Origin of the sequence: Kitasatospora sp. NPDC088351 (assembly GCF_040685575.1) — a bacterium.
GTDB lineage: Bacteria > Actinomycetota > Actinomycetes > Streptomycetales > Streptomycetaceae > Kitasatospora.
In genome coordinates, this window is sequence record NZ_JBFBIL010000004.1 from 87,582 (window position 1) to 112,505 (window position 24,924).

The following is a 24,924-nucleotide window of genomic DNA, read 5'->3' on the forward strand; positions in this document are numbered from 1 at the left end:
GTCCGGTGGCCGGCCGGTCGGGGCTACGCCGCCGAGCGGTGGTCCGGGTCGTACACCTCGCCGACCAGCTCCTCCACCACGTCCTCCAGCGTGACCATGCCGAGCGTGCGCCCGTCCTGGTCCAGCACGGCGGCCAGGTGGCAGGAGACACGGCGCATCGCACCGAGCGCGTCGTCCAGCGGAAGCGTGCCGCGCAGCACCGTGATCGGGCGCCAGAGGCGGGCCGGGACGGGGGCCGACGGGTCCTCGACGTCGAGGATGTCCTTCAGGTGCAGATAACCCAGGTAGCCGTGGCCGGCCGGGTCGCCGTCGGCGACCGGGAAGCGCGAGAAGCCGGTGCGCAGCGCCAGCTCCTCGATCTGCGCGGCGGTCACCTTGGTGTCCACGGTGACCAGCTGCTCGGGCTTGAGCAGCACGTCCGTGAGCGGGCGGCGGCCCATCTCCAGGGCGTCCTCCAGCCGCTCCTGGCGGTCCTCGTCGAGCAGGCCGGCGTCCCGGGAGTCGACCAGCAGGTACATCAGCTGCTCGGTGGTGAAGACGGACTCCACCTCGTCCTTGGCCTCGACCTTGAACAGCTTGAGCACGCCGTTGGCGAAGGCGTTCAGGAAGCTGATCACCGGCGCGAGCCAGCGGGCCAGGCGGTCCAGCGGCGGGCCGAGCCAGAGCGCGGCCTTCTCCGGACCGGCCAGGGCCATGTTCTTGGGCACCATCTCGCCCACCACCATGTGCAGGAAGACCACCACGGCGAGCGCGATCCCGAACGAGAGCGGGTGCATCAGCCCACTGGGAATGCCGATCGCGTGGAACGGGCCCTCCAGCAGGTGGGCGATGGTGGGCTCGGCGAGCGCGCCGAGACCCAGCGAACAGACGGTGATGCCGAGCTGGGCGGCGGCGAGCATCGCGGAGACGTTGGAGAGCGCGTGCAGCACGGTGCGGGCGCGCTTGTTCCCGGCCTCGGCGAGCGGTTCGATCTGGCTGCGCCGCACCGAGATCACGGCGAACTCGGCGCCGACGAAGAAGGCGTTGCCGAGGAGCAGGAGTACGGCGACGGCCAGTTGGAGCGCGGTCATCGGTTCCCGTCCTCGGTGTCGCCGAAGTGGTGGTGCTCGGCGGTGCGTTCCACCCGCACCCGGCTGGTGCGGTGCCGGTCGACGGCCTCCACGGTGAACCGCCAGCCCGGCAGCTCGGCCTGCTCACCCGGGACGGGCAGCCTGCCGAGCAGGTCGGCGACCAGGCCGGCCAGGGTCTCGTACGGACCGTCGGGGGCGTGCAGGCCGATGGCCTCCAGCTGGTCGGTCCTGGCCCGGCCGTCGGCCGCCCAGACGGGCAGCCCGTCCACGGGCGGCAGCGGGACCAGTTCGGGGGTGTCGGCGGGGTCGTGCTCGTCCTGCACGTCGCCGACGATCTCCTCGACGATGTCCTCGACGGTGACGACGCCGGCGGTGCCGCCGTACTCGTCGACCACGATGGCCATCGGCTGGAGCCGGCGCAGCTGGTCGAGCAGCCGCTCGGCGGGCAGGGTCTCGGGCACCAGCAGCGGCGGCACCGCGAGTTCGGCGACCCGGACCAGTCCGCGCCGGGCCGACGGGACGGCGAGGGCGTCCTTGAGCGTGACGGTGCCGGTGACCTCGTCCAGGCTGTCGGTGTAGACCGGGAAGCGGGAGAGGCCGGTCGCCCGGGTGAGGTTGAGGACGTCGGCGGCGCTGGCGTCGCGCTGGAGGGCGGCGACGTCGACGCGCGGGGTCATCACCGACTCGGCGGTGAGGTTTCCGAGTCCGAGGGTCCGCACGAAGAGCGTGGCCGACTCCTCGTCTATCGCGCCCGCCTTGGCGGAGTGCCGGGCGAGCGAGAGCAGTTCGGCGGGGGTGCGGGCGTGGCCCAGCTCCTCCTGCGGCTCGATGCCGAAGGCGCGGACCGTCCGGTCCGCGGCCCCGTTGAGGAAGCTGATCAGCGGGCGGCAGACGAAGGAGAACGCCATGTGCGGGGCGGCCACCGCACGGGCCACCTGGAGCGGCCGGGAGATCGCCCAGTTCTTCGGGACGAGCTCGCCGATCACCATCTGCACCACCGTGGCCAGCAGCATGCCGATGATGACGGCGGCGCCGCGGGCAGCCGAGTCGGGCAGGCCGACGCCGGTGAACAGCGGCTGGAGCAGGACGGAGAGCGCCGGTTCGGCGAGCATGCCGACCACCAGCGAGGTGACGGTGATGCCGAGCTGGGCGCCGGAGAGCTCGAAGGAGAGGTGCCGCAGCGCCCGGGACACGCGGCCGGCCTTGGCGTCGCCGCTCTCGGCGGCGCGGTCCACCGCCCCGCGCTCGACGGTGACGAAGGCGAACTCGGCGGCCACGAAGAGGCCGTTCGCGAGGATGAGGAGAAGGGCCGCGAACAACAGCAGCCAGGCGGTGATCACAGTGCCGCCTGCCTTCCAACGGTCGGAAGTAGGGCGGCGCAGGTACTACCGGACGGATCGTCCATCGAGGGGAAGTGTCACTCCTCAGGTCGTTTTCGGGTAGGGCAGAACCTTTGCCCTACTTTTACCAGCGTAAACCATACCCGGACGGGCGTAGGGAGCCTGTTCGGACCCGCCGGACCCGCTGTTTCGCAGGTGGGGTCCGGTCGGGTCCTCAGGTCCGGCGGGCCGGGGCGGGTCAGGCCCGGCCGCGGCCCTCGACCAGGTCGCGCAGCGCCCGGGCGTCCGCGATGGCCTGGGCCTTGCCGACACCGGACTGGATGCCGACCGCGGCGAGCGAGGTGCCGTCGGCCAGGTCGAGGGTCGCCCACGGGTCGCCCTGGCGGAAGTTGACCCGGACGATCTCGGCCCAGGCCAGCCGTCGGCTGCGGACGAAGTTGACCACGGTGACGCCGTCGGCGTCGGCGCTGACCCGGGGGCGGGCCAGCATCACACCGACGCCCGCGAACAGCACCCCGCTGAGCACCATCATGATCCGGTCGTTGAGCTGCCAGTTCTCCGGGAGCGCGACGGCGATCGCGACGAACATCACGACCAGCAGGGCGCAGACCGGCAGCAGGACGGCCCGGGTGCGGCGCGGCGCCCAGGTGACGGGAAAGGCGGCGGGGGTGGACACGTGGGTCTCCGAGGGGGTTCCGGGGTTCCGGGAGGTGCCGGTCACGGGGGGGGGGATGTCGAGGAAAAGGGCGGGGACGCGTTCGGCGTCCCCGCCCTATTCAATCGCGGCTTAACTCCGCGGCCGGGACCGCGGGGGGTCAGAGGCGGCAGGCGTGGATGTTGGTGACCAGGATGGCGCGGGCGCCGATGTTCCACAGGTCGTCCATGATCCGCTGGGCCTCCTTGCGGAGCACCATCGAACGGACGGCCACCCAGCCCTCGGTGTGCAGCGGGGAGACGGTCGGCGACTCCAGGCCGGGGGTCAGCGCGACGGCCGCGCTGACGTGCTCGGCGCGGATGTCGTAGTCCATCAGCACGTAGCGGCGGGCCACCAGCACACCCTGGAGGCGGCGCAGGAACTGCTCCACGCCCGGGTCGGACTCGGCGCCCTTGGGGCGGATCACCACGGCGTCGGAGACCAGGATCGGCTCGCCGAACACCTCCAGGCCGGCGTTGCGCAGGCTGGTGCCGGTCTCCACCACGTCGGCGATCACATCGGCGACGCCGAGCTGCACCGCGGTCTCCACCGCGCCGTCCAGCTTGGTGACGGTGGCCTTCACCCCGTGGTCGGCGAGGTGCTGCTCGACCAGGCCGGTGTAGGAGGTGGCGATCCGCAGGCCCTCCAGGCCCTGCACGTCCTTGACCTCCACGCCCTCCGGGCGGGCGAAGCGGAAGGTGGAGCCGCCGAACCCGAGGGCCAGCACCTCCTCCGCGTTGGAGTGCGAGTCCAGCAGCAGGTCGCGGCCGGTGATGCCGATGTCCAGCCGGCCGGAGCCGACGTACACGGCGATGTCGCGCGGACGCAGGAAGAAGAACTCGACCTGGTTGTCCGGGTCGACGAGGACGAGCTCCTTGGGGTCCTTGCGCTGCCGGTAGCCGGCCTCATGGAGCATCTCCGCCGCGGGACCCGAGAGCGAACCCTTGTTGGGGACGGCGATGCGCAGCATGGAGGTCGGTTCCTTACCTGTTGGTGGGTGGGGTGTGCGGTTCGGGCCGGTTCAGAGGTACTTGTAGACGTCGTCGAGCGTCAGCCCGCGAGCGACCATCATCACCTGAAGGTGGTAGAGGAGCTGGGAGATCTCCTCGGCGGTCTGTTCGTCCGACTGGAACTCGGCGGCCATCCAGACCTCGGCGGCCTCCTCGACGACCTTCTTGCCGATCGCATGAACGCCCTGCTGGACGAGCTGCGCGGTACGGGAGGACGAGGGGTCGCCGGTGGCGGCCTTCTGCTGGAGCTCGGTGAAGAGCTCCTCGAATGTCTTCGAAGCCATGATGGGAGTCACCTTACGGCGTGCGGGCTTACGGGCGGTAAACGGTCCCGGACCGTGGACGGTCCAGTGGACGTCCACGGTCCGGGACCGCGGGTGGGCCGGGCCGGGCGGTCAGGCGGCCCGGCGCAGCGCCGCGGCGGTGGCGACGGCGGCGGTGACGGCCTCGTGGCCCTTGTCCTCGGCGGAGCCGGGCAGGCCCGCGCGGTCGAGCGCCTGCTGCTCGTCGTCGCAGGTCAGGACGCCGAAGCCGACCGGTACGCCGGTGTCGACGCTGACCTGGGTGAGGCCGACGGTGGCGGCCTGGCAGACGTAGTCGAAGTGCGGGGTACCGCCGCGGATGACGACGCCGAGGGCGATCACGGCGTCGTAGCCGCGGTCGGCGAGCCGCTTGGCGGCGACCGGCAGCTCGAAGGTGCCGGGCACCCGCAGGACGGTCGGTTCGGCGATGCCGAGCTCCTTGAGGGCGCGGTCGGCACCGTCCAGCAGCCCGTTCATCACCTGGTCGTGCCACTGGGCGGCGATCACGGCGACCTTCAGGTCGGCGGCGTCGTCGATGGTCAGCTGGGGGGCTCCGTGGCCGCTCATGTGCGTACTTCCTCTTCTCACGGGTGGGCGGGGCCTCGCGGGGCCCGCCGGTCGTCCTGGGGTGCGGGGCGGTCGGTTCAGGAGCCGAGGCCGGGCAGGTCGTGGCCCATCCGGTCGCGCTTGGTGCGCAGATAGCGCAGGTTGTGCTCGCCGGCCGGGGTCTCGACCGGCTCGCGGCCCTTGACCTTGAGGCCGTGCTCGGTGAGCGCGGCGAGCTTGTCGGGGTTGTTGGTGAGCAGGGTGAGCGAGCGCACGCCGAGGTCGCCGAGCATCTGGGCGCCGATGCTGAAGTCCCGGGCGTCGGCGGGCAGGCCGAGGTCGAGGTTGGCGTCCACCGTGTCGCGGCCCTGTTCCTGCAGCTCGTAGGCGCGCAGCTTGTGCGCCAGGCCGATGCCCCGGCCCTCGTGGCCGCGCATGTAGAGCACGATGCCCCGGCCGGCGGCGGCGACCTTGCGCAGCGAGGCCTCCAGCTGGGGGCCGCAGTCGCAGCGCAGCGAGCCGAACACGTCGCCGGTCAGGCACTCGGAGTGGACCCGGACGAGGACGTCCTCGCCGTCGGGGAGCCGGCCGTCGGCGTCCAGGCCGCCGGCGACCAGGGCGATGTGCTCGATGCCGTCGATCGTTCCCCGGTATCCGACGGCGGTGAACTCGCCGTGGACGGTGGGCAGCGCGGTGACGGCGGCCCGGTCCACGTGGAGCTCGGTGCGGCGGCGGTAGGCGATCAGGTCCTCGATGGAGATGATGGCCAGGCCGTGTTCGCGGGCGAAGGCGACCAGTTCGGGCAGCCGGGCCATGCTGCCGTCGTCGTTGACCACCTCGGCGATGGCGCCGGCGGGCGGCAGTCCGGCCAGCCGGGCCAGGTCGACGGCGGCCTCGGTGTGGCCGGGGCGGACCAGGACGCCACCCTCGACGGCGCGCAGCGGGAAGATGTGCCCCGGGCGGGAGAGGTCGCCGGGCTCGGTGCCGGCCGAGGAGAGCAGCCGGACGGTGCGGGCCCGGTCGGCGGCGGAGATACCGGTGGAGACGCCGTCCCTGGCGTCCACCGAGACGGTGTAGGCGGTGCCCTTGCGGTCCTCGTTGACCTGGGTCATCGGCGGGAGCCTGAGGCGGTCGAGGTCGGCACCAATCATCGGAACGCAGACCACGCCGGAGCTGTAGCGGATGGTGAAGGCCATCAGCTCCGGGGTGGCGGCGGAGGCCGCGAAGACGATGTCGCCCTCGTTCTCGCGGTCCTCGTCGTCGACCACGATCACCGGGCGGCCGAGCGCGATGTCGGCGACGGCCCGCTCGACGGGGTCGAGGGCGAGGTCTTCCTCGGTGGCGGGGCTGGTGCTCATGCGGAGGCTCCCTGGAGGACGGTGTCGTTCGCGGGGCGGGCCGTGCGGCCGCGCAGCCACCAGGCGCGCAGACCGAGCATGACCAGGACGAAGTAGATGCTGTAGGTGAGGCCGGAGAAGACCAGGCCGTTGTTGAAGGCGAGCGGGACGCCGACCAGGTCGACGGCGACCCAGGCGAACCAGAACTCGACCCAGCCACGGGCCTGGGCGATCATCGCGGTCAGCGTGCCGACGAAGATGTAGGCGTCCGGCCAGGCGTCCCAGGAGAGTTCCGGGAAGACGGTGAACAGGGCGCCGACGGCGAGGGTGCCGAGCACGGTACCGCCGATCAGCAGGGCGCGTTCCCGGCCGGTGGCGAAGCGGATCTGAACGCCGCCCTCGCCCCGCCGGCCGCGCCGCCACTGGGTCCAGCCCCAGATCGCGGCGAGGATCACCACGAACTGCTTGCCCACGCCGCCGCTGAGGTGCGCGGACCAGTAGGCGCCCACCAGGACGACGCCGGAGAGCAGTTGGACGGGCCAGGTCAGCCGGGAGCGGAGCCAGCCGAGGGCGAGTGCGGCCAGGCCGAGCAGGTTGCCGATCATGTCGGACCGGTAGACGTCCTGGCCGAGCAGGTGCATGGTGCCGTTGAGCCAGTTCACGAGGCGTCCTTGGCGGTCTCGGTGGGGACGGGGGGCAGGGCGCGGTCGGCGAGCAGGCGCTCCACGTACTTGGCGAGGACGTCCACTTCGAGGTTGACGCTCTCGCCGACGGCCTTGGCACCGAGCGTGGTCAGCGCGAGGGTGGCGGGGATGAGGCTGACGGTGAAGGTGTCGCGGGCGGCCTCGACCACGGTGAGGCTGATGCCGTCCACGGTGATCGAGCCCTTCTCCACCAGGTAGCGGGAGATGGTGGCGGGCAGCGAGAAGCGCAGGACCTCCCAGCGGGGCAGGCCGTCGGCGCCGAGGTCGCCGGGTGCGCGGTTCAGCAGGGTGGCGGTGCCGTCGACATGGCCCTGGACGAGGTGTCCGCCGAGCCGGGCGCCGAGGGCCATGGCGCGTTCGAGGTTGACCGGGGAGCCCGGCCCGAGCGCGCCGAGGCTGGAGCGGCTGAGCGTCTCGGCCATCACATCGGCGCTGAACTCGCCACTGTTGGAGGCCAGTTGATCGGGGGTGTCGACAACGGTCAGGCAGACGCCGTTGACCGCGATGGAGTCGCCGTGGCGCGCGCCCTGACAGACCACCGGGCCGCGCAGACGGATTCGCGAGGAGTCGCCGATCTTCTCGATCGACACGACCTCGCCGAGCTCTTCGATGATGCCGGTGAACACCCGGGTTCTCCTCGCGCTTGGGGCGCGGACTCCGGGGCGGCACTGGGAGATGACACGGACGGGCATGGACACACCCGGGCTCACGGCAGCACCCGTCACCGGGGTCGCCGAAGCCGCCGGGAAAGAGAACTCCCCCGTCGGGTACGCCTCCCGCGGTCCACCGGGGGACCACGGGTACTGCTCATCGTCCGCCGCGCACGCCTCCCATCCGGACTTTAACCGTCGGTCCAGGAATTTCACCTGGTCAACCGGCCGCTGGCTGCGGACGGGTCGCGGACTGTAACCGCCGGTTCGGATTTTCACCGACCCCGGAGTGCGCTGAACGTCACTGCTACTACTGCCGTCATTGTGCCATGGCCCGTGCGGGCCGAGGGAGGGGCTTTCGCTGTGGGCTGTTTCACGCCCCGGACGGGAATGCGCCGGGGTGCGCGGGAGCGCCGGGTCGGCGGCGCACACGCCGGGCGCGAGGGACCGTCAGGGCTCCGGCGGTGTCTCGTCGGCGGTGCGGCGTGGCCGGCCGACGCTCGGCGGCGCTCAGGGTCCGGTGGAGGGCCGCCGGACGGCGGGGTGGAGGTGCGGTCGAACCGGCGGGCCGGGACGGCCGGGCGCCCGGTGGCGCGGCGGGGTGCGGGGAGCGCACGCTGGTGGTGGAGGCGGAACGAGGCCGCGCCGGGACGGCGGCCACCGTCCGCCCGGACTTCTGGAGGTGCGAGCGCGATGGCCAAGTTCATGGATGTCCACCACGGCATGACCGGCATCACCGACGAGGATCTTCGCAGGGCCCACCAGGCCGACCTGGCGGTCGAGGCCGACGAGGGCGTGCACTTCGAACACGCCTGGGGCGACCCCGAGTCGGGCACCGTCTACTGCCTCTCGGAGGCGCCGTCCAAGGAGGCCGTCCAGCGCGTCCACGAGCGCGCCGGCCACCCGGCGGACGAGATCCACCCGGTGCCGATCACGGCCTGACCGCGGCGCGAGCGGTCCGGGGCGCGGCGGGCCGACCGGTGCGCCGGTCGGCGAACCGGTGGCCGCGGGTCGGCCTGGCCGGCCCGCCTGGCCTGTCTGGCCCGCCCGGCCCGTCCGGCCCGCCTGGTCAGAAGACCGGGCCGGGCGTGAAGTGGGAGACCTCGGGCGGGTGGACGAGATGGCGCAGCTCTCCCTCGGACCAGACCGGCCGGATCCGCCACATCGGCCCGGCGTAGTCGCGCAGGGCGGCCTCGTCCCGCCACCGGGTGAGCACCATGATCCGCCGGCCGTCGTCGGTCACCGAGCGCAGCAGCTCGCCGCCGAGGCAGCCGTCGATCTTCCCGAGCTCCGGGAGCACCCGCGTGGTCAGCAGCGCACAGAACTCTTCGGCGTGCCCGGCCACGACCTGCCCGGACCAGAGTCTGACGATCACGGCCACCACCTCCGACGGGAACCCCTGCTCCATTATCCGCACAAAACCGCAGGTGGGAAGGGTGCGGACGATCGTTCGAAGGGTGTGCCCCGAGGGTTCGGGCAAGGGCTCCGCTAGATTTTCGGTATGACCAGCACACCGGAAACTGTCGCTCCGTCAACCGCCGGGCCGGACCGTCCGGGGGGCCTGTTCGCAGCCCTCGACGCGAACGCCGTCCGGGATGCCGCGCAGCTGCGGGAGATCTACGAGCAGCCGAGCGACCACGCCCGGCGCAAGCAGGTGGACCACCTGCACGAGGTCGCCCGGCGGCTGATCGCCTGCTCGTCGCTGGTCTTCGTGGCCAGCGCCGACGCGGCCGGGCGCTGCGACGTGTCGCCGCGCGGCGGGCCGGCCGGGCTGGTGTCGGTGCTGGACGAGTACACGCTGGCCATCCCGGACGCCACCGGGAACAAGCGGCTGGACACCCTGCACAACATCGTCGAGACCGGACAGGTCGGGCTGATCTTCGTGGTGCCGGGCCGGGACACCACGCTGCGGGTCAACGGGCGGGCCTGTGTCTCCACCGACCCGCGGCTGCTGGAGCAGCTGACGGCGGTCGGCAAGCCGCCGCGCAGCGCGATCGTGGTGGCGGTCGAGGAGGTCTACTCGCACTGCCCGAAGGCGTTTCTGCGGGGCTCGGCGTGGAAGCCGGAGAACTGGCTCGACAAGGCCGCGCAGCCCAGTTCGGCCGAGGTCACCCTCTCGCACCTGCGCGACCCCTCGCTGACCGTCGAGATGATCGAGCAGAACGAGCGGGAGGCGCTGCTCTACCGCTACGAGTAGGGCGGGCGGCCGGAGCGCGGGGCGCGGGCCGGCCCCGGAGACCTCTCGGGACCGGCCCGCGCGGTCGCGGCCGGTTCGGGCCGCGGCGGCTCAGACCACAGCGGCTCAGACCGCGGCCTTGGCGACGTCGACCACCGTGGCGTCGGCGGCCGCCCGCTGGACGGCCTCGATGCCCTTGCGGGCGGCGTCCTTGCTGGCGTATCCCTGGCCGGTGGCGACGATCTCGCCGTTGCCCGCCTTGAGCCGGAAGCGGAACTTGCCGCCGGCGTCCTCGTAGACCTCGAACTTGCCCGGCATCCGGGCCACCTCCTCGACGGGGCGCACGGCGCGCCCCTCCAGCACCGTGCGCCCGGCCGGACACCGGCCGCACCCGGTCGGCGGCCGGACGGGTGATGGACGGGCGGTCACGGGCAGGCGGGCGGTGCCGGGGCCGTTCGCGGAGGTGCCGGGGCGGCGGGCGGTGGTTTGAATGGACGGATGGAGTGCGCGTTCTGTGCGGTGGTGGCGGGTGCGGCCCCCGCGCACCGGGTGCTGGACGACCGGGTGGCGGTGGCCTTCCTGGACCGGCGGCCGCTGTTCCCCGGCCATGTCCTGGTCGTGCCGCGCGCCCACCACCCCACGCTGGCCGACCTGCCGGTGGCCGAGGTCGGCCCGTTCTTCCTGCGGGTGCAGCGGGTGACGGTGGCCGTGGAGCGCGGGCTCGGGGCGGCGGGCAGCTTCGTGGCGGCGAACAACCGGATCAGCCAGTCGGTGCCGCATCTGCATGTGCATGTGGTCCCGCGCAATCCGAAGGACGGGCTGCGCGGCTTCTTCTGGCCGCGCGGGACGTACCCGGACGAGGCGGGCGCGGCGGAGGTCGCCGCGCGGCTGCGCGCGGCGCTCGGTCCGTCGGAGTAGCGCCCGGCGGGGGTGCCCGTCCCGGGGTGGCGCCCACCCCGGGTGGCGCCGCGGCTCAGTCGGCCGCGGCGAGGCGGGTGGTGAAGCTGAACCGGTCGCCGCGGTAGAGCGAGCGCACCCGTTCCAGCGGGACCCCGGTCGCGTCCCTGGTGAGCCGGTGCAGCAGCAGCATCGGCAGGGCCGGCGGGGTGCCGATCAGCAGCGCCTCGCGCGGGGAGGCGAGCACCGTCTCGATCCGCTCCTCCGCCACGCCGAGCCCGATGCCCGCCCGCTCCCGCAGGAAGGCGTAGAACGACGAGCCCGGATCGAAGTCCCGGTCCAGCGCGGGCACCCGGGCCACCGCCAGGTAGGTGCTCTCCAGGCCGACCCGTTCGCCGTCCGCGAGCAGCACCCGTTCCAGATGCCAGACCCGCTCCCCCGCCGCCAGCCGCAGCCGGCCGGCCAGTTGGGGGTCGGCGGCGAGCTGCTCCAGGCCGATCAGGGTGCGGCCGGGGACGTGACCCTGCCGGCGGACCCCCTCGGTGTAGCTGGCCAGCGACAGCGGCTGCTCCAGCTTCGGCCCGGCCACCACGGTGCTGCGGCCGCGCCGGCGGACCCGGCCCTGGATCAGCAGGTCGCGCAGCGCCTGGCGGAGGGTCTCGCGGGCCACCTCGAAGCGGACGGCGAGCTCACGCTCGGTCGGCAGCACGCCGCCCTCGCCGAGTTCGTCGAGCAGTGACTCCAACTGCCCTTTGACCGCATAGTACTTGGGCACCCGCCCGTGCTCCGGGATACCCGATCTGATCGGCCCGCCGGGGCCGGACGGGACGGCGGGGCCGGGGGTGTCGTCCATCCGGCCATCCTCCCAGACCGGGTCGGCCCGGACCGAATCCGGCCGACGGTCCATCATGTTACCCCCGAACCCCTTGACAGGTATAGACCATTCCGCTTGAGTCTGGGTCAGCCCCGTACCGGCCCCAGCCCCGGTCGGCCCGTCCCCCACGACGTGCCCTCGCACGGGGCCGGCCCCCCTGCCCCGACAGTCCCTACCTCCACGACCGTGCGGCCCCCACCGCACAAGGGGTGATGAAGTGTCATTGAAACGCCTGCTCGCGCTGGTCTCCGCCGTGGTCACGGCGCTGGCGGTCGCGCTGCTGCTGCCCGCCGCCTCCGCCAACGCGGCGGCCTGCGCCACTCCCTGGAACGCGGCCACCGCGTACACCGGCGGCGCGGCCGTCTCCTACAACGGGCACAACTGGTCCGCGAAGTGGTGGACCCAGAACGAGACCCCGAGCACCACCGGTACCGGCGTCTGGGCCGACCAGGGCGCCTGCGGCGGCGGCCCCACCGACCCCACGCCGACCCAGGGCTCCTGCGTCTACCCCGACTGGGTCGCCGGGCGCACCTACACCACCGGCACGATCGTCCGCTACACCAACGGCGGGTTCTACCGGGCCACCCATGACAACCCGGGCTACGACCCGGTGATCAGCACCTGGTACTGGGAGCCGTACACCTGCGGCACCACGCCGACCGGCACCCCCTCGCCGACCCAGACCCCCAACCCGGGCGGATTCCCGGTCAGCCAGGCCCAGTTCAACCAGATGTTCCCGAACCGCAACCCCTTCTACACCTACCAGGGCCTGCTGGACGCCACCAGCGCCTACCCGGCCTTCGCCGCCACCGGCAGCGACACCGTCCGCCGCCAGGAGGTCGCGGCCTTCCTCGCCAACGTGAACCACGAGACCGGCGGCCTGGTCTACGTCGTCGAGCAGAACACCGCCAACTACCCGCACTACTGCGACGCTTCGCAGCCGTACGGCTGCCCGGCCGGGCAGGCCGCGTACTACGGTCGCGGTCCGATCCAGCTGAGCTGGAACTTCAACTACAAGGCGGCCGGCGACGCCCTGGGCATCGACCTGCTGCACAACCCCAACCTGGTGCAGACCGACCCGGCCGTCGCCTGGAAGACCGCGCTCTGGTACTGGAACACCCAGACCGGCCCGGGCACGATGACCCCGCACAACGCCATGGTCAACGGGGCCGGCTTCGGTGAGACGATCCGCAGCATCAACGGCACCCTGGAGTGCAACGGCGGCAACCCCGCCCAGGTCCAGAGCCGGATCAACTCGTACCAGAGCTTCACCCAGATTCTCGGCACCACCCCCGGTGCCAACCTGAGCTGCTGACGGCCCGCCGTCGGCAACCCCGCTCCCGCCGCTCCCCCGGGTACCCCACGGCACTCGTCGGCTCCCCGGCGCCTGCCCCCGGAAAGCGGCGGGGGCGAGCTCCGGAGACGCCCTAGGCTCGCTGTCATGAGCAATCTTGGCAGCCTTGTCCAGCAGACCGCCGACCGGGTCGCGGCCCAGCAGGTCGGTGTGGTGGTCGCCGGGCTGGCCGGGGGTGCCGCGGAGATCCGCGGCGCCGGACGCACCGGCGGTCCGGACGGCGGTGTGCCCGGCCCGGGCACCCTGTTCGAGATCGGCTCGGTGACGAAGGTCTTCACCTCGCTCGCCCTGGCGCGGCAGGTGCTCACCGGTTCGGCCGCCCTGGACGAACCGCTCTCCGCCGCCCTGGCGGACGCGCTGCCGGCCGGCGCCGCCGTCCCGGCCAGGGGCGGCAAGGCGATACGGCTGCGGCACCTCGCCACCCACACCTCGGGGCTCCCCCGCCTGCCCGCCGGGACACGGCTGCCCGCCCTGCTCCACCCGCGCAGGCCCGATCCGTACGCCCGCTGCACCAGCGACGCCCTGCTGGCCGGGCTCGCCCGCACCCGGCTGCGCGCCGCGCCCGGGCGCAGCTTCCGCTACTCCGACCTCGGCGCCGGGCTGCTGGGCCTGGCGCTCGCCCACCGGGCCGGCACCGGGTACGAGGAGCTGGTGGCACGGGAGGTCTGCGGGCCGCTCGGGCTCGCCGACACCGTGGTGACGGTCGGCGGGGAGCGGTCCGCCCGGCTCGCCCAGGGCCACACGCCGGGCGGGCGGCCCGTACCCGGCTGGCGCCTGGCCGACCTGGCGGGCGCCGGTGCGCTGCGCTCGACCGCCGCCGACCTGGTGGTACTCCTGCGCGCGCAGCTGGCGTCCGGGCGGGAGAGGGAGGCGCCGCTGTCCCCCGCGATAGCGCTCACCCGCGAGGTGAGGCACCGGGTGAACCCGTTCGCCTGGACGCATCTGGGCTGGCTGGGCCACCGTCTCCACGCCCACCAGGGCGGCCATCTGCAGATCTGGCACAACGGCGGCACCGGGGGCTTCCGGTCCTTCGTGGCCTTCGATCCCGAGAAGCAGGTGGGCGTCGTCGTGCTGGTCAACACCCGCCGTTCGGCCGACGCGGCGGGCACCGCGCTGCTGCGCAGGCTGCAGAAAGAGTTCGCGACAGCCGGGTAGGCGCCAGCCGGGCGGGGGACGGATCCGGCACGGGCCGGGGAGCGGGAGGAGGCCGCGATGGCGGTGGCACCGGGAGGCGCGCTCTCCGGCGTCCACCCGGTGGAACTGCTCGCCCACACCCTGCGGGCCCTGATCGGGCCCAGCGGAACCGACCCGGCGCTGGTCGACGACGTGATCGGCGGCTGCGTCGGCCAGGTCGCCGAGCAGGCGATGAACACCACCCGCTACGCCTGGCTGTCGGCCGGGCTGCCGGAGTCCGTCCCGGCGACCACGGTCGACCGGCAGTGCGGCTCCTCCCAGCAGGCCGTCCACTTCGCCGCCCAGGGCGTGCTCGCGGGCGCGTACGACGTGGTGGTGGCCTGCGGGATCGAGTCGATGAGCCGGGTGCCGATGTGGTCGAACGTGCCGCCCGGGGCGGACCCGTTCGGCGCGGCGGTCGCCGCCCGCTACCCCGGCGGGCTGCTCCCGCAGGGCGTCAGCGCCGAACTGATCGCGGCCAAGTGGTCCCTCCCGCGCGAGGCGATGGATGCGTTCGCCGCCGACTCCCAGAGCGACGGGTTGCCCTTGCACCTCCAGGATGCAGGCCCGTGCCGCTGACTGGAGAGTGGAACCATGGCTCGCAAGCCTGCCGGACCGGTGCGCTATCTCGACCTGCTTCTCAGGAAGTCGCAGGTCGTGAGGGGTACGGCTGCCCGGGACATCCTGTCTCTGAAGGCTCAGGAGGTGCGGGGCCGGGCGTGGGCGAAGGACAACGGGTACGAGATCCGGCGGATCTTCCGCGAGAACCTGAGCGCTTACAAGAAGGGCGTGAAGCGGCCGGAGTTCGACGCGGCGGTGCACGCGCTGCTTGAAGGTGACTCGGACTGCCTGTGGGTGTACGACTCCTCCCGTTACTCCCGGCAGGGTGCGGGCGACGTGCTGAAGATCCTGGACGTGCCGGGCAAGCGGCTCGTATTCGACCTGGACCGGCTGGACACCGACATCCCCGCCGACCGCTCCCGCATCGTGGGCAAGGCGGAGGACGCCCGCGAGTACAGCCGGGTCCTGTCGGAGAAGGTCCGCGACACCAAGGCCCAGCAGCGCGAGGAGGGCAAGTGGCTGTCGGGTGCGCCGATCGGGTGCAAGGTCACGAAGAAGCGCAGCTGAAGCCCGGCAAGCTCTGGCCGATGATCGTGCGTATCCACAACGAGGCCGCTGAGGGCGCTTCGAACCGGAAGATCGCGCTGGGGCTGACCGCCGACGGGTACCGCTCGTCTCGGGGCGGCCCCGTCCGGTCGAACACCGTCGGCAAGATCTTGCGCAACCCGGTGTACCTCGGATGGCAGGTCTTCACCGTGAAGGGGCACCACCACCTCTATCTGAACGCCAAGGGCAAGCCGGTGCGGGTGTTCGCCAAGGGGGCGGAGACCATCCCGCAGGAGACGTTCGACAAGCACCGCCGGATCGCGGCCGGGATCGACCGGCGCAAGAACCTGCCGACCGTGGAGGAACAGGAGAAGCCTGTCGAGCACTCGCCCGCCTCGGGCCTCATCTGGTGCGACGGCGGCGGCCGTGACCCGAAGAAGGGCCACACGGCGACGATCCACGGCCAGTCGTTCCGCTGCGGACCGCTCTGCCTCGGTATCACCACGTGCCCCGACCCGGTTACCGGCATGCGGGCCTCGGTGGAACGAGTCCTCGCCCAGGAGTGGCACACGAAGCTGACCACCGCCAACCCGCTGGACCCCGTCTTGCTGGCCGTCGCCGAGGGCTGGGTGGCCCTCTCGCAGCCGGAGGAGAGCCAGAAGGAGTCCGAGGCCCGGGGACAGATCAAGCTAGCTGAGGAGGCCGTGGCCCGCCTGGACCGCCTGAACGCGGGCGGGGCCTACACCGGCCGTGACGGCGAGGAGACGTTCATCAAGCTGCGCCGGGCGGCGGTGGAGGACGTGGAGAGCGCCCGCAAGGACTGGGAGGCGGTGGCCAAGCCGATAGCGGACATCTCGGTGCTCAGGGATCCCGAGCGCTGCCTGAAGCTGTGGGAGTCCGGTGACAGCCACTACCGGGGTCAGCTGCTGCGGCTGGCGATCGAGCGGGTGTATCTGAAGAAGGCCCCCTACTCGGGGGCACGGCTCAAGGCGGACCGGCTGGACATCGTGTGGAAGAAGCCGCGTGGGTGGAAGCCCCCGACGCCGGCGGCCGGGGAGGGGAGCCGTTAACCGGCCCGGCTTAATACCTATGAGACTTTCTCTCGTGGGGAGTTGAGGGCTCGGTGTTAACCGCTTCCTCTCAATGCAGGTGGACAGATGCGCGCACTCGAACGTGCGTGGCGGCTTCGTGGGGGACCCCGGCACTGCGCCGGGGTCTCTCTCATTTGCTCCGGGATTCGTCCGCAGGCGAGAGCGACGGTTGCGCCTGCACCTGTTCATGATCACCGCGTTTCGTCGGGGGGAGGAGTGCCGGACATGGAGACCACCACGGCCCGGTGCCGGGTGTGCGGGGTGCGGCCCCGGGCCCGCGACGGCCCGCAGCCGCTCTGTGCGGACGACCGCTGCCGCAGGGCCTTCGCCCTGGCGCAGGAGTCCCAGCGCGCGGCGCTGAGAGAGCTTGCGGACCCCGCGCTGTGCGGTGAGTGCGGCGCGCCGTCGGGCAGGCGGCCCGCCCGCTCCGGGCAGGTCACCTACTGCGAGCCGTGCGCGGCCGACCGCAGGGCGCGCCGCCGTGAGGACGCCCGCCGCGCCGAGCTACTGGAGCGCACCGCACAGGGCCCCCGGGCGTGCCACAACCCCCGGTGCACCGGCGTCGTGGACGCGCTGACCGACCCCCGCAGGCGCTACTGCACCGAGAAGTGCGCCCGCGCCGCCGAGCACGCCCACCGCAAGGCCCGCCAGGCCGGTAGAGACCCCAGGGAGAAGCCCCGCGCGTGCCGACGCTGCCGCTTCCGCAAGGAGGTGACGCAGTTCCCCGACGGCGTCTGCCGCGCCTGCCAGGCCGAGCAGCGCCGCCGCCTCAAGGACCGCCGGGAGTCGATCCGCCGCAACGTGTCGCGCCGGTTCGGCGACCGGTGTGCGTACTGCCCGCCCGAGCTGGCCACGCCGGGCGAAGTCCTGGACCACGTCCGGCCGGTGGCGCGCGGAGGGCTCACGGAGATCGCCAATCTCCGCTGGGCCTGCCGGGACTGCAACACCGACAAGGGCGACATGCTGCTGTCCGAGTGGATCTCCCTGCGCGAACGCCTGACCCCACCTCAGATCCGGGGGGGGATGTCGTGACGTGCGCAAACCCCCCGACCCCCTGACCCCAGGGAGGGGGCCGCACGCCCCCTGGGCCCGCCGAGCCCCTTGCCGCAGCGGGCCGAACCCCGCCCGGACCCCCGACCATGATCACCAGATTCGGGGCGGGTGGGGCCGCCAGCGTGCCGTTTCACCCCGAGCCCCCTGGTGATCATGAACCCTGCCACCCGACCGCAAAGGAACCCCCTCCCCATGATCCACCCGATCACCCTCAACGCCCGCCGCAAGGCCCTGGACCTGACCGTCACCGAGGTCGCCGACCGCGTCGGCGTCCACCTCGCCACCGTCTACGCCTGGGAGGCCGAGGACAAGACCCCGACCCCCACGCACTACCTCACGTGGTGCAACGCGCTCGGACTGACCTACCGAGACGTGGTCAACCACGAAGCATGGGAGGCCAACCCGGACGCCGAGTTCACGTTCCTGTCCGCCCTGCTCACCCTGCGCCGCACGACCGGCACACACTTCATGAGCGGTGACGCCCGCCTGTTCCGCACCCCTGAGGGCCACCGGCCGCCGACCGCCGCCGACCTGTTCAACGGGCTTCCCGCGGCTTCGGCCGGCTGACCGCCAGCACACCCCAACTGCCCATCCCCGCGCCATAGACGGCCGGGGCTTCTTCGTTCCCGCCGCCATGGTGGGACCTCTAGGAAAGGCGCCTCCCGATGCCCAGCAGCAACACCTTCGAGATCACCGATGTCGTGGCCGTGAGCCTGGCCTTGATGCGCTCGAACTCCGTCCTCGGCGAGTGCGTGATGCGCGACGCCGAGGCCGCGTTCACCGGCGGCCGGGGCGATGTGGTGCGGGTGCGCACCCCCAAGCGCCGCGTCGCCCAGAACTTCAACGGCACCACCGTCTACACCAAGGTGGAGGAGGGCCACGTCCAGGTGAAGCTGACCGACGAGCCGACCGTCGCCGCCGCCTTCACCACCAAGGACATGACGCTCAACATCGAGAGTTTCGGCGAGCAGGTCCTCAAGCCCCAGATGGACGCCGTGTCGGCCTACGTCGAGAAGTCCGCCGCCGCCCTGCTCAACGCCGCCAGCAAGGCCACTGGAGCCCGCGCGATCAAGGCCGACGCCAAGCACGGCGAGGCCGGCCACGTCGTGAAGATGCTCACCGCCGCTGCCGCCGACTTCACCCGCCGCGAGATCCCCGCCGCCGCTCGATTCCTTGCCATCGGCCCGGACGTGCAGAACATCCTGCTGGACGTCGAGCAGCTCCAGAAGGTCAACGAGGCCGGAGACTCCCAGGCGCTGCGCAACGCCACCATGGGCGAGCTGTTCGGCTTCCGCGTGGTCGTGTCCCCGTACCTGGACGGCGCGGTGGCCTTCCACAAGACCGCGTATGCCCTCGCGGTGCGTGCCCCCAGCGAGGTGCAGGGCGGAGCCCGCTCCGTCTCCGCCGCCGACAACCAGTACGCGCTACGCGTGACCATGGACTTCGACCCGTCCGTGAAGTCCGAGGTCTCCATCGTGGACACCCTGTGCGGCGTGGCCACCATCGACCCGGCCCGCGCCATCGCCTTCACGGTCACCCCGCCCGCCAAGGCGTGACCCCGGGTGGAGCGCACACCTTGGCGAGAAATGGCCAAGGTTCCCGCCCGACAAAGCAATGACCCCCGTGCCCTTTGGCACGAGGTTCCGTCCCGCCTCCCCAGAGCTGCCTACTGGTCCAAACGGACCAGTCGCCCGCCCCGCCACGAAAACCAGAGAGCCCATGCCCACGCCCGCCGAGGCCATCCCCGGGGGTGTCGCCCACCCCGACACCCCCGCCCAGCGCGACGCCGTGCCGACCCCCGCACCCGAGGCCGAGCCCGGCAGCCGGCCGGAGCCCGAGCCCGACCCGCGAGATGCCCGAATCGCCGACCTGGAGGCCGAGTTGGCCCACGTCCGCGAGGAGCACAGCGGCGCGTCCGTCGAGGCGGACGAGCTACCCCACCAAGCCGCCGAGGACACCCGCCGCACCGAGGTCGAGCAGGTCATCACCGCGTACTCGCTGCCGCCGTTCGCCGCCGACGCTGCCCGCGCCGCTGGCCCGTTCGTGGACCTGGACGCGCTGTGCCGCAACCTGGCCGAGGCCACCACCCCGCGCCCACTATTCGGCACGGGGGGACTCGACCCGACCACCCCCGCCAAGCCCGACCACCGGGCCTTGGCTGAGCGGCTGATCCGCCGGGCGTGGTGACCCGGACAGAGGAATAGCGGGTACAGGCTGTACCTGCAAAGGAGAGTCGTCCCGGCGCGACACGCAGATTGGGAGGGGCGGGCCTGTCCCTCCCGATCCGCGCCCATGAGTGAAGCAGCGCGGCCGATCACAGAGCCGAGCACACGCCTACGAACAAGCTTGCTGTGAAGCCGAGTTGGCGTTGCCGTTCGCCAACTCGAAGCGCGCAAGTTGCCATCAAACACGAGGCGTCGGCGCACGTCAGCGCGTGAAGTGGATCACTGTACCCCGGGGGGCGACTCCCCGCTGCGCCTCTTCCCTGTCCGGGGCGTCATAGCAGCCCAGTACCGATGCGCATGGGCGTCAACCAACCCTCATGCACACAGCGTCACGCCCATGAGCCGAGAGTAGTGAAAGAGGTCCCAGCTGAACGAGATCATCACCGACCTACGCGCCGGATTCGCCACCCTGGAAATCGAGTTGGACCCCCAGGAACACGCCGCGCTCCGCCTCGCCGAGCACCACCTGCGCGACGCCGCGCACTGCGATGATCAGGTCCGCGCGGACGGGCGCCTGATCGCCGGAGGCACCCGCCATGGGGTCATGGTCGCCCACCCCCTGATCGCCGAAGCCCGCCAGCTGCGCGCCGAAGCGGGCCGCCTGATCGCCCGCGTCCGCCTCCCCGCCGACGAGCCCTCGGCCGGCCGCTCCAACGCCGCCCGCGCCCTCGCCACCCACCGCTGGGGCAACCGCATCTGACCCCCAGCACACCGGCCCCGGCCGCCCAACGAACTGGGCAGCCGGGGCCTTTCGTGCGTTCTGGGCCTAACGTCCTGCACTCAGTTGCCGTCGTTTCGGCACGCCCTCTTGACGGCTTCCCTGTCCATGGGAGTGACTGTCTTGCAAGTAGCCGCAACTGACTGGACATGGGAGAGCGCCATGGCACTACGGTTGATCTGGAAGGACGACAAGTCCCCGGATGGGAACTCCCCGACCATCTTCCTTGACGAGGAGACCATGGACCTGCTGTTTCAGGGCTATCGTCTCGACGCTGAGGCCGAGGAAGAAGTTCGGGCTGCGGGCACCGTGCCGGACTACGAGACCGTGGTCCGAATGCCTGCACATGTGGTCGAAGCGATCAGGAAGGCGTGCGATGTCTCGGACGGTGGTGACCAGGCCGGATGAGTTGCTGAAAGCAGCTCAGCGCTCCGCCGTTCACCTGGAGATGCGTGACGGCTACATGCTCGATGATCCGGCCCTTCACGCATGGCAACGAGGCATTCGGCACGATCCGGCCGACCGGTCGGCCTGGTGGCGTCCGTGGCTCGACGTGGTGGCCGAGGCGGTCTCGCGCGGCGTGGAGGTTCGTCGGGCCCGGATCGTGTCCGAGCCGGTGAGCGAGTACATCCGGTACGAGTACGACGTGACGTTCCCCAACGTCGCGGCGGGTGAACAGGTCCGATGGCTTCCACGTCGGCAGGCGTCCACGCTCGCCCTGCCGGGTAACGACTTCTGGCTAATCGACGGCCGGCTCGTCGTGTGGGGTCACTTCGCCGGTAACGGTGACTGGTTGGAGAACGAGGCCACCGAGGACCTGGCCGCCGTTCAACTCTGCTCCGACGCCTTCGAGGCCGCGTGGGAGCGCGCAACGCCGCACGACGAGTACAAGATTCTCTGATACCAGCAACCATCGGGCAGTCAGCACATGTCGTCGTCGCCATCGTCCAGCGTTGTCGCTGCTCGAAAGGCTCTGGCAAACCGCCTCATCGAGCTACGCAAGGACGCTGGACTCAAAGGCGAGGAACTGTCTGCCCGGTGTGGCTGGCATCCCGCCAAAACCTCCCGAATCCAGAGCGGCAAGTCCGCGCCGTCCGAGGACGATATCCGGGCATGGTGCCGCGCTTGCGGCGCGGAGGGCCAGATCCCGGACCTGATCGCAGCCGCGCGGGCCGTGGACTCGCTGTACACCGAGTGGCGGCGTATGGAACGTACTGGGTTGCGAGCCGCCCAGGAGTCGGTGTTTGACCTGTACGAGCGCACGCGGCATTTCCGGGTGTACGCCAGCAAGGTTGTCCCCGGCATGGTGCAGACCCGCGAGTACACAGCGGCCGTCCTGCGCGCAATCCAGCGTTCACGAGTCGCCATTGACGACGTAGAGGCCGCTGTTGAGGCTCGAATGGAGCGCCAGCGGATGCTGTTCTCCGGCCCTCGTCGGTTTGCCTTGGTGCTGGAGGAATCAGTCCTGCGCGGGGCAGTGTGCGACGGGGATACGCTGGCTGGCCAGCTTGGGCATCTGATAGCCATCAGCACCTCTCCGAGCATCAGCCTTGGAATCATTCCGACGCGACCGGACCGCGCGCGGTCTCCAGCCGAAGACTTCTACATGTTCGATGATGCCGTGGTCTCCGTCGAACTGACGGTGGGCTATCTCCGGCACACGGAGCCAAGGGAGGTCAGAGACTACGCAGCCGCGTTCCTGGCCCTGTCGCAGATGGCGGTCTACGGCGGCGAAGCGCGTGCACTGCTGACCAGCGCCATAGACGCCCTGCGCTGATACCGGCGCAATTAGGCGCAAGTTCCTGGCACTGCCTGTAGTCGACTCCCTACGGTCTGTCACGCACCCCCCACCGCCACGGCGAAGGAGGACAGACCGATGGCGAAACGCACTCCCAAGCGTGAGTACCGCGAGGTCGTGACCGGCCCCAGCAAGTTCGAGTTGACGAGGCTCCCGGCGGGCTGGAACCCGCTGGACGACTACCGGGCGGCCAATGCCGCCGGGCAGGCCCCGACGGTGGGCGCGCGGCTCCAGATCGACGCCGTACGCGCCACCTGCCCCTGCTCGGACTGCCGGGCCCGCCGTCACATCGAGGGCGGGGAGTGCGTGGCGTCGGGAGTGGCCGGTGAGTGACCAGGAGACTCCGCAAGAGGCCCTGGACGGCACCGTCGAGGGTTTGGGACCAGTGAACCCGTTCGAGTGGCTGCACGCCCATCCGTGGCCCCGTGTGCGCTCGTCCGAGCCCAGGCCGGTGCTCACACCGGAGGAGTTCGGCGAGGTGCCCCTGTCGCCGGAGGACCGGGCCCGACGGGCGCGCCTGCTGGCCCGGGTGCGTGAGGAGAACCACCCCTGGCGCTGACGCGCCGACCTTGACCACCGCAGCGGGCCCAGGAAAGGGGCGTTCGGCGGCCGCGAGCGGACCCCGGGCCCAGCCCATCCCGAATCCCCCCGATGGGACGGGCAGGGCCCCACAGTCCCCCGTCCCGGCCGACCTGGGGAAGAACGGCCGGAACGGGCAGCACCACCCGGCGGGTATCCGCCCGCCGGACACGACGAGCATGGAGGTAGTGGCATGGGTAAGCGTGGTGGCGGCACCGGTTCCGGTGACGGCGGCAAGCAGCAGGACGACAGCAACAAGGGCTCCGGGCACGGCGGCGGGGGCTCGGACGAGGGCGGCAACACCTCGGACGGCCAGAACCCGGCGGGCGGTAAGTAGCCAGTGACCGGCGAGACGCACAGGGAGGCGGGCCCTCAGGGGCTCGCCTCCGCGCTGGTGGCCAGCGGCGCGCTTTCATCAGACTGGCTCCCCTCCTTCACGGCCGTACCCCGCGAGTTGTTCGTCCCAGACCGCATCTGGCCGGGCATCGCGGACGGCACACGGCAGAACCCTCTCGTGGACCGCGCGACGGACCCCGAGGCGTGGGAACGGGCGGTCTACTCGGACATCCCACTGACCACGCAGTGGGACGACGGCGAGCACGAGGGGGACGGGCTCGGCACCACCCCGACGTCGTCCAACTCGATGCCGACCATGGTGGTTTCCATGCTCCGAGACCTGGACGTGCGTCCGGATGACCGAGTGCTGGAGATCGGGACCGGCACGGGTTGGAACGCCGGACTCCTCTCGCATCGCGTCGGGGACTCCAACGTGGTCACGGTGGAGTACGACCCCGAGGTGGCGAAGGGAGCCCGGGAGAACCTTCACCGGGCGGGGCTCGCACCGACAGTGATCGAGGGAGACGGCCGGGAGGGGTGGGCCGAGGGCGGACGCTACTCCCGGATCGTCGCTACCTGCTCAGTGCTGGAGATCCCTCCGATGTGGCTGGAGCAGGCCGCCCCGGGTGCGGTGATCGTCGCCCCGCTCGGCACCGAGTACGGCGGGGAACAGATTGTCCGACTCGCCGTGGACGAGGACCGGAGCCGGGCCGTCGGTCACTTCACCGGCGGATCGGGCTTTATGAGAATCCGTCAGCAGCGAACCGAGCGCCCACCGTTCGACGATTACCTGCGCGGGGTGCCCTGGCCGGCTGACGCAGAGAAGAGCGTCACTGCTCTGTCTCCGTGGGACACCGGCGAGTGGTTCCAGCAGTTCGTCATCGGGCTCGGTGTGCCCGGGGCGTTCTGGCGAGCGGAGCGCTATGACAACGGCGCGTACACGCTGTGGCTGTACAGCCGAGACAAGCAGTCGTGGGCGTCCGCCGACTACGTGCGAGACCGCACGGAGTACGAGGTGTACCAGTCCGGGCCACGCAAGCTCTGGGACGAGGTGGAGGCCGCCTACCGCTGGTGGGATGACCGAGGCCGCCCCGGCTATGAGCGTTTCGGTCTGACTGCCACCCCGCACGGGCAGACCGCCTGGCTCGACTCCCCGGAGAATCCGGTGCCGCAGCAGAACTGACTGACCGTCTACCCGCTCCGGTCGCCGAAATCTTGGCAGAGAGCAGCGACCGGAGCGGTCCCGCACCACCGAACGACCCGGCCACTAACCAGTGACCGATCGCCTCAGTGTGAGGAGGACACCAGTATGACCACTCCCGGCCCCAATCAGCCGCCCGGACCCGGCCCGATGCCCCCGGAGCCGTCGGCCGTGCCCGTGCGGGCCCTGGACCTGCTGACGCCCGAGGAGTTCGAGGGCGTGGCCGCTACCGTGCGAGACAGCAACCCGGGCATGGAACACCACCTGAGTCGCCGCATTGTGGCCGAGGCCCTGGCGTTCCTCTCGACCGTGGCCAAGTGCCCACGCGTCGGCATCGCGCCGTCCCCGGCCGTAGACGAAGGCTGGCACGCACTGGTCTTGGACACCCTGCTGTACGCCCGACTGTGCACCGGACTCGGCGGGTTCATCCACCATCGGCCGGAGCGTCCTGAGGAAGCAACCTACGACGCTACCGTGAGCGGCCGGACGCTGGCCGCGATGGCGGGGTTCGGATACGCCGCTGACCTCTCGCTGTGGGTCGGCCCCGAGGACGGCGGCGTGATCGTGGCCGCCAAGGCGTGGCACTCCCCCCAACCGCCCCCGCCGCCGACTCCGCCCGCCCCGACCAGCATGAGTGACGCCCGACCGATGCTCGCCCTTCCGGCGGCCTAACGTCGCGATCGGTCCCG

General features: G+C 71.6%; 32 protein-coding genes, 1 pseudogene and 1 riboswitch. Of the genes and pseudogenes, 21 read left to right on the top strand and 12 right to left on the bottom strand.

The annotated features are described in order from the left end of the window. Positions 1-23: 23 nt before the first annotated feature. The 9 genes from AB0P06_RS04455 to AB0P06_RS04495 all read right to left on the bottom strand — a co-directional run bounded on the left by AB0P06_RS04455 (position 24) and on the right by AB0P06_RS04495 (position 7,629). A complete protein-coding gene (locus AB0P06_RS04455; protein WP_363605006.1) occupies positions 24-1,070 on the bottom strand; it encodes a hemolysin family protein in 1,047 nt (348 codons plus the stop codon). Next, the gene (locus AB0P06_RS04460) at positions 1,067-2,410 is read right to left on the bottom strand and encodes a hemolysin family protein (protein WP_363605007.1); all 1,344 of its coding nucleotides are present in this window, start codon (positions 2,408-2,410) and stop codon (positions 1,067-1,069) included. The genes AB0P06_RS04455 and AB0P06_RS04460 overlap by 4 nt, the downstream gene beginning before the upstream one ends. A 238-nt stretch (positions 2,411-2,648) precedes the next feature. Next, positions 2,649-3,086 carry a PH domain-containing protein gene (locus AB0P06_RS04465; RefSeq protein WP_363605009.1) on the bottom strand — a complete coding sequence of 146 codons (438 nt, stop codon included), beginning with the start codon at positions 3,084-3,086 and terminating at the stop codon, positions 2,649-2,651. Positions 3,087-3,225: 139 nt separating this feature from the next. Further along, positions 3,226-4,074, bottom strand: a complete 849-nt coding sequence (gene hisG, locus AB0P06_RS04470; RefSeq protein ID WP_363605010.1) for an ATP phosphoribosyltransferase — start codon at positions 4,072-4,074, stop codon at positions 3,226-3,228. A 51-nt stretch (positions 4,075-4,125) separates the two neighbouring features. After that, positions 4,126-4,398: a phosphoribosyl-ATP diphosphatase gene (locus tag AB0P06_RS04475; RefSeq protein WP_030306151.1), complete on the bottom strand. Its 273-nt coding sequence runs from the start codon at positions 4,396-4,398 to the stop codon at positions 4,126-4,128. Between the two features lie 111 nt (positions 4,399-4,509). After that, a complete protein-coding gene (ribH, locus tag AB0P06_RS04480; RefSeq protein ID WP_363605012.1) occupies positions 4,510-4,983 on the bottom strand; it encodes a 6,7-dimethyl-8-ribityllumazine synthase in 474 nt (157 codons plus the stop codon). 77 nt (positions 4,984-5,060) lie between these two features. Further along, positions 5,061-6,320: a bifunctional 3,4-dihydroxy-2-butanone-4-phosphate synthase/GTP cyclohydrolase II gene (locus AB0P06_RS04485; RefSeq protein ID WP_363605013.1), complete on the bottom strand. Its 1,260-nt coding sequence runs from the start codon at positions 6,318-6,320 to the stop codon at positions 5,061-5,063. Continuing rightward, on the bottom strand, positions 6,317-6,940 hold the full coding sequence (locus tag AB0P06_RS04490; RefSeq protein ID WP_363605164.1) for a nicotinamide mononucleotide transporter family protein: 624 nt from the start codon (positions 6,938-6,940) through the stop codon (positions 6,317-6,319). The genes AB0P06_RS04485 and AB0P06_RS04490 overlap by 4 nt, the downstream gene beginning before the upstream one ends. 17 nt (positions 6,941-6,957) lie before the next feature. Next, positions 6,958-7,629 carry a riboflavin synthase gene (locus AB0P06_RS04495; RefSeq protein ID WP_363605014.1) on the bottom strand — a complete coding sequence of 224 codons (672 nt, stop codon included), beginning with the start codon at positions 7,627-7,629 and terminating at the stop codon, positions 6,958-6,960. Between the two features lie 192 nt (positions 7,630-7,821). Then, positions 7,822-7,949, bottom strand: a riboswitch (FMN riboswitch). A 397-nt stretch (positions 7,950-8,346) separates the two neighbouring features. On the opposite strand from AB0P06_RS04495, the gene AB0P06_RS04500 reads away from it, so the two are divergent. Continuing rightward, complete coding sequence (locus tag AB0P06_RS04500) at positions 8,347-8,595, top strand: SCO4226 family nickel-binding protein (protein ID WP_363605016.1); 249 nt, start codon at positions 8,347-8,349, stop codon at positions 8,593-8,595. Between the two features lie 127 nt (positions 8,596-8,722). Here AB0P06_RS04500 and AB0P06_RS04505 read toward each other — a convergent pair whose 3' ends face one another. Beyond that, positions 8,723-9,028, bottom strand: coding sequence for an antibiotic biosynthesis monooxygenase family protein (locus tag AB0P06_RS04505; protein WP_363605017.1), 306 nt, complete (start codon positions 9,026-9,028; stop codon positions 8,723-8,725). A 126-nt stretch (positions 9,029-9,154) separates the two neighbouring features. Here AB0P06_RS04505 and AB0P06_RS04510 point away from each other — a divergent pair, with 126 nt between their 5' ends. After that, entirely contained in the window at positions 9,155-9,850 is a 696-nt protein-coding gene (locus tag AB0P06_RS04510; RefSeq protein ID WP_363605018.1) for an MSMEG_1061 family FMN-dependent PPOX-type flavoprotein, read from the top strand. Between the two features lie 105 nt (positions 9,851-9,955). Here the strand turns inward: AB0P06_RS04510 and AB0P06_RS04515 are convergent, their stop codons facing one another. Then, complete coding sequence (locus tag AB0P06_RS04515) at positions 9,956-10,174, bottom strand: DUF1508 domain-containing protein (protein ID WP_363605020.1); 219 nt, start codon at positions 10,172-10,174, stop codon at positions 9,956-9,958. A gap of 153 nt (positions 10,175-10,327) precedes the next feature. On the opposite strand from AB0P06_RS04515, the gene AB0P06_RS04520 reads away from it, so the two are divergent. Then, a complete protein-coding gene (locus AB0P06_RS04520) occupies positions 10,328-10,747 on the top strand; it encodes an HIT family protein (RefSeq protein ID WP_363605021.1) in 420 nt (139 codons plus the stop codon). Positions 10,748-10,802: 55 nt separating this feature from the next. Here AB0P06_RS04520 and AB0P06_RS04525 read toward each other — a convergent pair whose 3' ends face one another. Beyond that, a complete protein-coding gene (locus AB0P06_RS04525; protein WP_363605023.1) occupies positions 10,803-11,579 on the bottom strand; it encodes a GntR family transcriptional regulator in 777 nt (258 codons plus the stop codon). A gap of 244 nt (positions 11,580-11,823) precedes the next feature. Between AB0P06_RS04525 and AB0P06_RS04530 the strand changes: the two genes are divergently transcribed. The 18 genes and pseudogenes from AB0P06_RS04530 (at position 11,824) to AB0P06_RS04615 (ending at position 24,907) form a co-directional block, all read left to right on the top strand. Further along, positions 11,824-12,915: a glycoside hydrolase family 19 protein gene (locus tag AB0P06_RS04530; RefSeq protein ID WP_363605165.1), complete on the top strand. Its 1,092-nt coding sequence runs from the start codon at positions 11,824-11,826 to the stop codon at positions 12,913-12,915. 126 nt (positions 12,916-13,041) lie between these two features. Then, on the top strand, positions 13,042-14,109 hold the full coding sequence (locus AB0P06_RS04535; protein ID WP_363605024.1) for a serine hydrolase domain-containing protein: 1,068 nt from the start codon (positions 13,042-13,044) through the stop codon (positions 14,107-14,109). A gap of 57 nt (positions 14,110-14,166) precedes the next feature. Next, positions 14,167-14,655: pseudogene (locus AB0P06_RS04540) on the top strand (beta-ketoacyl synthase N-terminal-like domain-containing protein); the annotation flags it as partial. A 66-nt stretch (positions 14,656-14,721) separates the two neighbouring features. After that, a complete protein-coding gene (locus tag AB0P06_RS04545) occupies positions 14,722-15,255 on the top strand; it encodes a recombinase family protein (RefSeq protein WP_363605025.1) in 534 nt (177 codons plus the stop codon). 20 nt (positions 15,256-15,275) lie between these two features. Next, the gene (locus tag AB0P06_RS04550) at positions 15,276-16,304 is read left to right on the top strand and encodes a recombinase family protein (RefSeq protein WP_363605026.1); all 1,029 of its coding nucleotides are present in this window, start codon (positions 15,276-15,278) and stop codon (positions 16,302-16,304) included. 246 nt (positions 16,305-16,550) lie between these two features. After that, positions 16,551-17,357, top strand: coding sequence for an HNH endonuclease signature motif containing protein (locus AB0P06_RS04555; protein ID WP_363605027.1), 807 nt, complete (start codon positions 16,551-16,553; stop codon positions 17,355-17,357). A 213-nt stretch (positions 17,358-17,570) separates the two neighbouring features. Beyond that, entirely contained in the window at positions 17,571-17,945 is a 375-nt protein-coding gene (locus AB0P06_RS04560) for a helix-turn-helix transcriptional regulator (protein ID WP_363605028.1), read from the top strand. A 98-nt stretch (positions 17,946-18,043) separates the two neighbouring features. Further along, positions 18,044-18,934, top strand: coding sequence for a hypothetical protein (locus AB0P06_RS04565; protein WP_363605029.1), 891 nt, complete (start codon positions 18,044-18,046; stop codon positions 18,932-18,934). Between the two features lie 163 nt (positions 18,935-19,097). Continuing rightward, positions 19,098-19,565, top strand: a complete 468-nt coding sequence (locus AB0P06_RS04570) for a hypothetical protein (protein ID WP_363605031.1) — start codon at positions 19,098-19,100, stop codon at positions 19,563-19,565. 459 nt (positions 19,566-20,024) lie between these two features. Further along, entirely contained in the window at positions 20,025-20,303 is a 279-nt protein-coding gene (locus AB0P06_RS04575) for a hypothetical protein (protein WP_363605032.1), read from the top strand. A 180-nt stretch (positions 20,304-20,483) separates the two neighbouring features. Next, positions 20,484-20,729 (top strand): hypothetical protein, encoded by a 246-nt coding sequence (locus AB0P06_RS04580; RefSeq protein WP_363605033.1) that lies wholly within the window; start codon positions 20,484-20,486, stop codon positions 20,727-20,729. Continuing rightward, complete coding sequence (locus tag AB0P06_RS04585; RefSeq protein ID WP_363605034.1) at positions 20,698-21,222, top strand: DUF6879 family protein; 525 nt, start codon at positions 20,698-20,700, stop codon at positions 21,220-21,222. The genes AB0P06_RS04580 and AB0P06_RS04585 overlap by 32 nt, the downstream gene beginning before the upstream one ends. A gap of 27 nt (positions 21,223-21,249) precedes the next feature. Beyond that, positions 21,250-22,098 (top strand): helix-turn-helix transcriptional regulator, encoded by an 849-nt coding sequence (locus AB0P06_RS04590; protein WP_363605035.1) that lies wholly within the window; start codon positions 21,250-21,252, stop codon positions 22,096-22,098. A gap of 99 nt (positions 22,099-22,197) precedes the next feature. After that, a complete protein-coding gene (locus AB0P06_RS04595) occupies positions 22,198-22,452 on the top strand; it encodes a hypothetical protein (RefSeq protein WP_363605036.1) in 255 nt (84 codons plus the stop codon). Next, a complete protein-coding gene (locus AB0P06_RS04600; RefSeq protein WP_363605037.1) occupies positions 22,445-22,678 on the top strand; it encodes a hypothetical protein in 234 nt (77 codons plus the stop codon). The genes AB0P06_RS04595 and AB0P06_RS04600 overlap by 8 nt, the downstream gene beginning before the upstream one ends. Before the next feature lie 213 nt (positions 22,679-22,891). Continuing rightward, on the top strand, positions 22,892-23,035 hold the full coding sequence (locus AB0P06_RS04605; protein WP_363605038.1) for a hypothetical protein: 144 nt from the start codon (positions 22,892-22,894) through the stop codon (positions 23,033-23,035). Between the two features lie 57 nt (positions 23,036-23,092). Beyond that, complete coding sequence (locus AB0P06_RS04610) at positions 23,093-24,217, top strand: methyltransferase domain-containing protein (protein WP_363605039.1); 1,125 nt, start codon at positions 23,093-23,095, stop codon at positions 24,215-24,217. A gap of 126 nt (positions 24,218-24,343) precedes the next feature. Continuing rightward, positions 24,344-24,907 (top strand): hypothetical protein, encoded by a 564-nt coding sequence (locus AB0P06_RS04615; protein WP_363605041.1) that lies wholly within the window; start codon positions 24,344-24,346, stop codon positions 24,905-24,907. The last annotated feature ends 17 nt before the right edge of the window (positions 24,908-24,924 follow it).

What these genes read in the sequence shown, in the direction of transcription:
- AB0P06_RS04455 (WP_363605006.1), bottom strand. Translation starts at nt 1,070, where the DNA reads ATGACCGCGCTCCAACTGGCCGTCGCCGTACTCCTGCTCCTCGGCAAC.
- hisG (WP_363605010.1), bottom strand. Translation starts at nt 4,074, where the DNA reads ATGCTGCGCATCGCCGTCCCCAACAAGGGTTCGCTCTCGGGTCCCGCG.
- AB0P06_RS04475 (WP_030306151.1), bottom strand. Translation starts at nt 4,398, where the DNA reads ATGGCTTCGAAGACATTCGAGGAGCTCTTCACCGAGCTCCAGCAGAAG.
- ribH (WP_363605012.1), bottom strand. Translation starts at nt 4,983, where the DNA reads ATGAGCGGCCACGGAGCCCCCCAGCTGACCATCGACGACGCCGCCGAC.
- AB0P06_RS04485 (WP_363605013.1), bottom strand. Translation starts at nt 6,320, where the DNA reads ATGAGCACCAGCCCCGCCACCGAGGAAGACCTCGCCCTCGACCCCGTC.
- AB0P06_RS04490 (WP_363605164.1), bottom strand. Translation starts at nt 6,940, where the DNA reads ATGCACCTGCTCGGCCAGGACGTCTACCGGTCCGACATGATCGGCAAC.
- AB0P06_RS04500 (WP_363605016.1), top strand. Translation starts at nt 8,347, where the DNA reads ATGGCCAAGTTCATGGATGTCCACCACGGCATGACCGGCATCACCGAC.
- AB0P06_RS04510 (WP_363605018.1), top strand. Translation starts at nt 9,155, where the DNA reads ATGACCAGCACACCGGAAACTGTCGCTCCGTCAACCGCCGGGCCGGAC.
- AB0P06_RS04520 (WP_363605021.1), top strand. Translation starts at nt 10,328, where the DNA reads ATGGAGTGCGCGTTCTGTGCGGTGGTGGCGGGTGCGGCCCCCGCGCAC.
- AB0P06_RS04525 (WP_363605023.1), bottom strand. Translation starts at nt 11,579, where the DNA reads ATGGACGACACCCCCGGCCCCGCCGTCCCGTCCGGCCCCGGCGGGCCG.
- AB0P06_RS04535 (WP_363605024.1), top strand. Translation starts at nt 13,042, where the DNA reads ATGAGCAATCTTGGCAGCCTTGTCCAGCAGACCGCCGACCGGGTCGCG.
- AB0P06_RS04545 (WP_363605025.1), top strand. Translation starts at nt 14,722, where the DNA reads ATGGCTCGCAAGCCTGCCGGACCGGTGCGCTATCTCGACCTGCTTCTC.
- AB0P06_RS04550 (WP_363605026.1), top strand. Translation starts at nt 15,276, where the DNA reads ATGATCGTGCGTATCCACAACGAGGCCGCTGAGGGCGCTTCGAACCGG.
- AB0P06_RS04555 (WP_363605027.1), top strand. Translation starts at nt 16,551, where the DNA reads ATGGAGACCACCACGGCCCGGTGCCGGGTGTGCGGGGTGCGGCCCCGG.
- AB0P06_RS04560 (WP_363605028.1), top strand. Translation starts at nt 17,571, where the DNA reads ATGATCCACCCGATCACCCTCAACGCCCGCCGCAAGGCCCTGGACCTG.
- AB0P06_RS04565 (WP_363605029.1), top strand. Translation starts at nt 18,044, where the DNA reads ATGCCCAGCAGCAACACCTTCGAGATCACCGATGTCGTGGCCGTGAGC.
- AB0P06_RS04570 (WP_363605031.1), top strand. Translation starts at nt 19,098, where the DNA reads ATGCCCACGCCCGCCGAGGCCATCCCCGGGGGTGTCGCCCACCCCGAC.
- AB0P06_RS04580 (WP_363605033.1), top strand. Translation starts at nt 20,484, where the DNA reads ATGGCACTACGGTTGATCTGGAAGGACGACAAGTCCCCGGATGGGAAC.
- AB0P06_RS04585 (WP_363605034.1), top strand. Translation starts at nt 20,698, where the DNA reads ATGTCTCGGACGGTGGTGACCAGGCCGGATGAGTTGCTGAAAGCAGCT.
- AB0P06_RS04590 (WP_363605035.1), top strand. Translation starts at nt 21,250, where the DNA reads ATGTCGTCGTCGCCATCGTCCAGCGTTGTCGCTGCTCGAAAGGCTCTG.
- AB0P06_RS04595 (WP_363605036.1), top strand. Translation starts at nt 22,198, where the DNA reads ATGGCGAAACGCACTCCCAAGCGTGAGTACCGCGAGGTCGTGACCGGC.
- AB0P06_RS04605 (WP_363605038.1), top strand. Translation starts at nt 22,892, where the DNA reads ATGGGTAAGCGTGGTGGCGGCACCGGTTCCGGTGACGGCGGCAAGCAG.
- AB0P06_RS04615 (WP_363605041.1), top strand. Translation starts at nt 24,344, where the DNA reads ATGACCACTCCCGGCCCCAATCAGCCGCCCGGACCCGGCCCGATGCCC.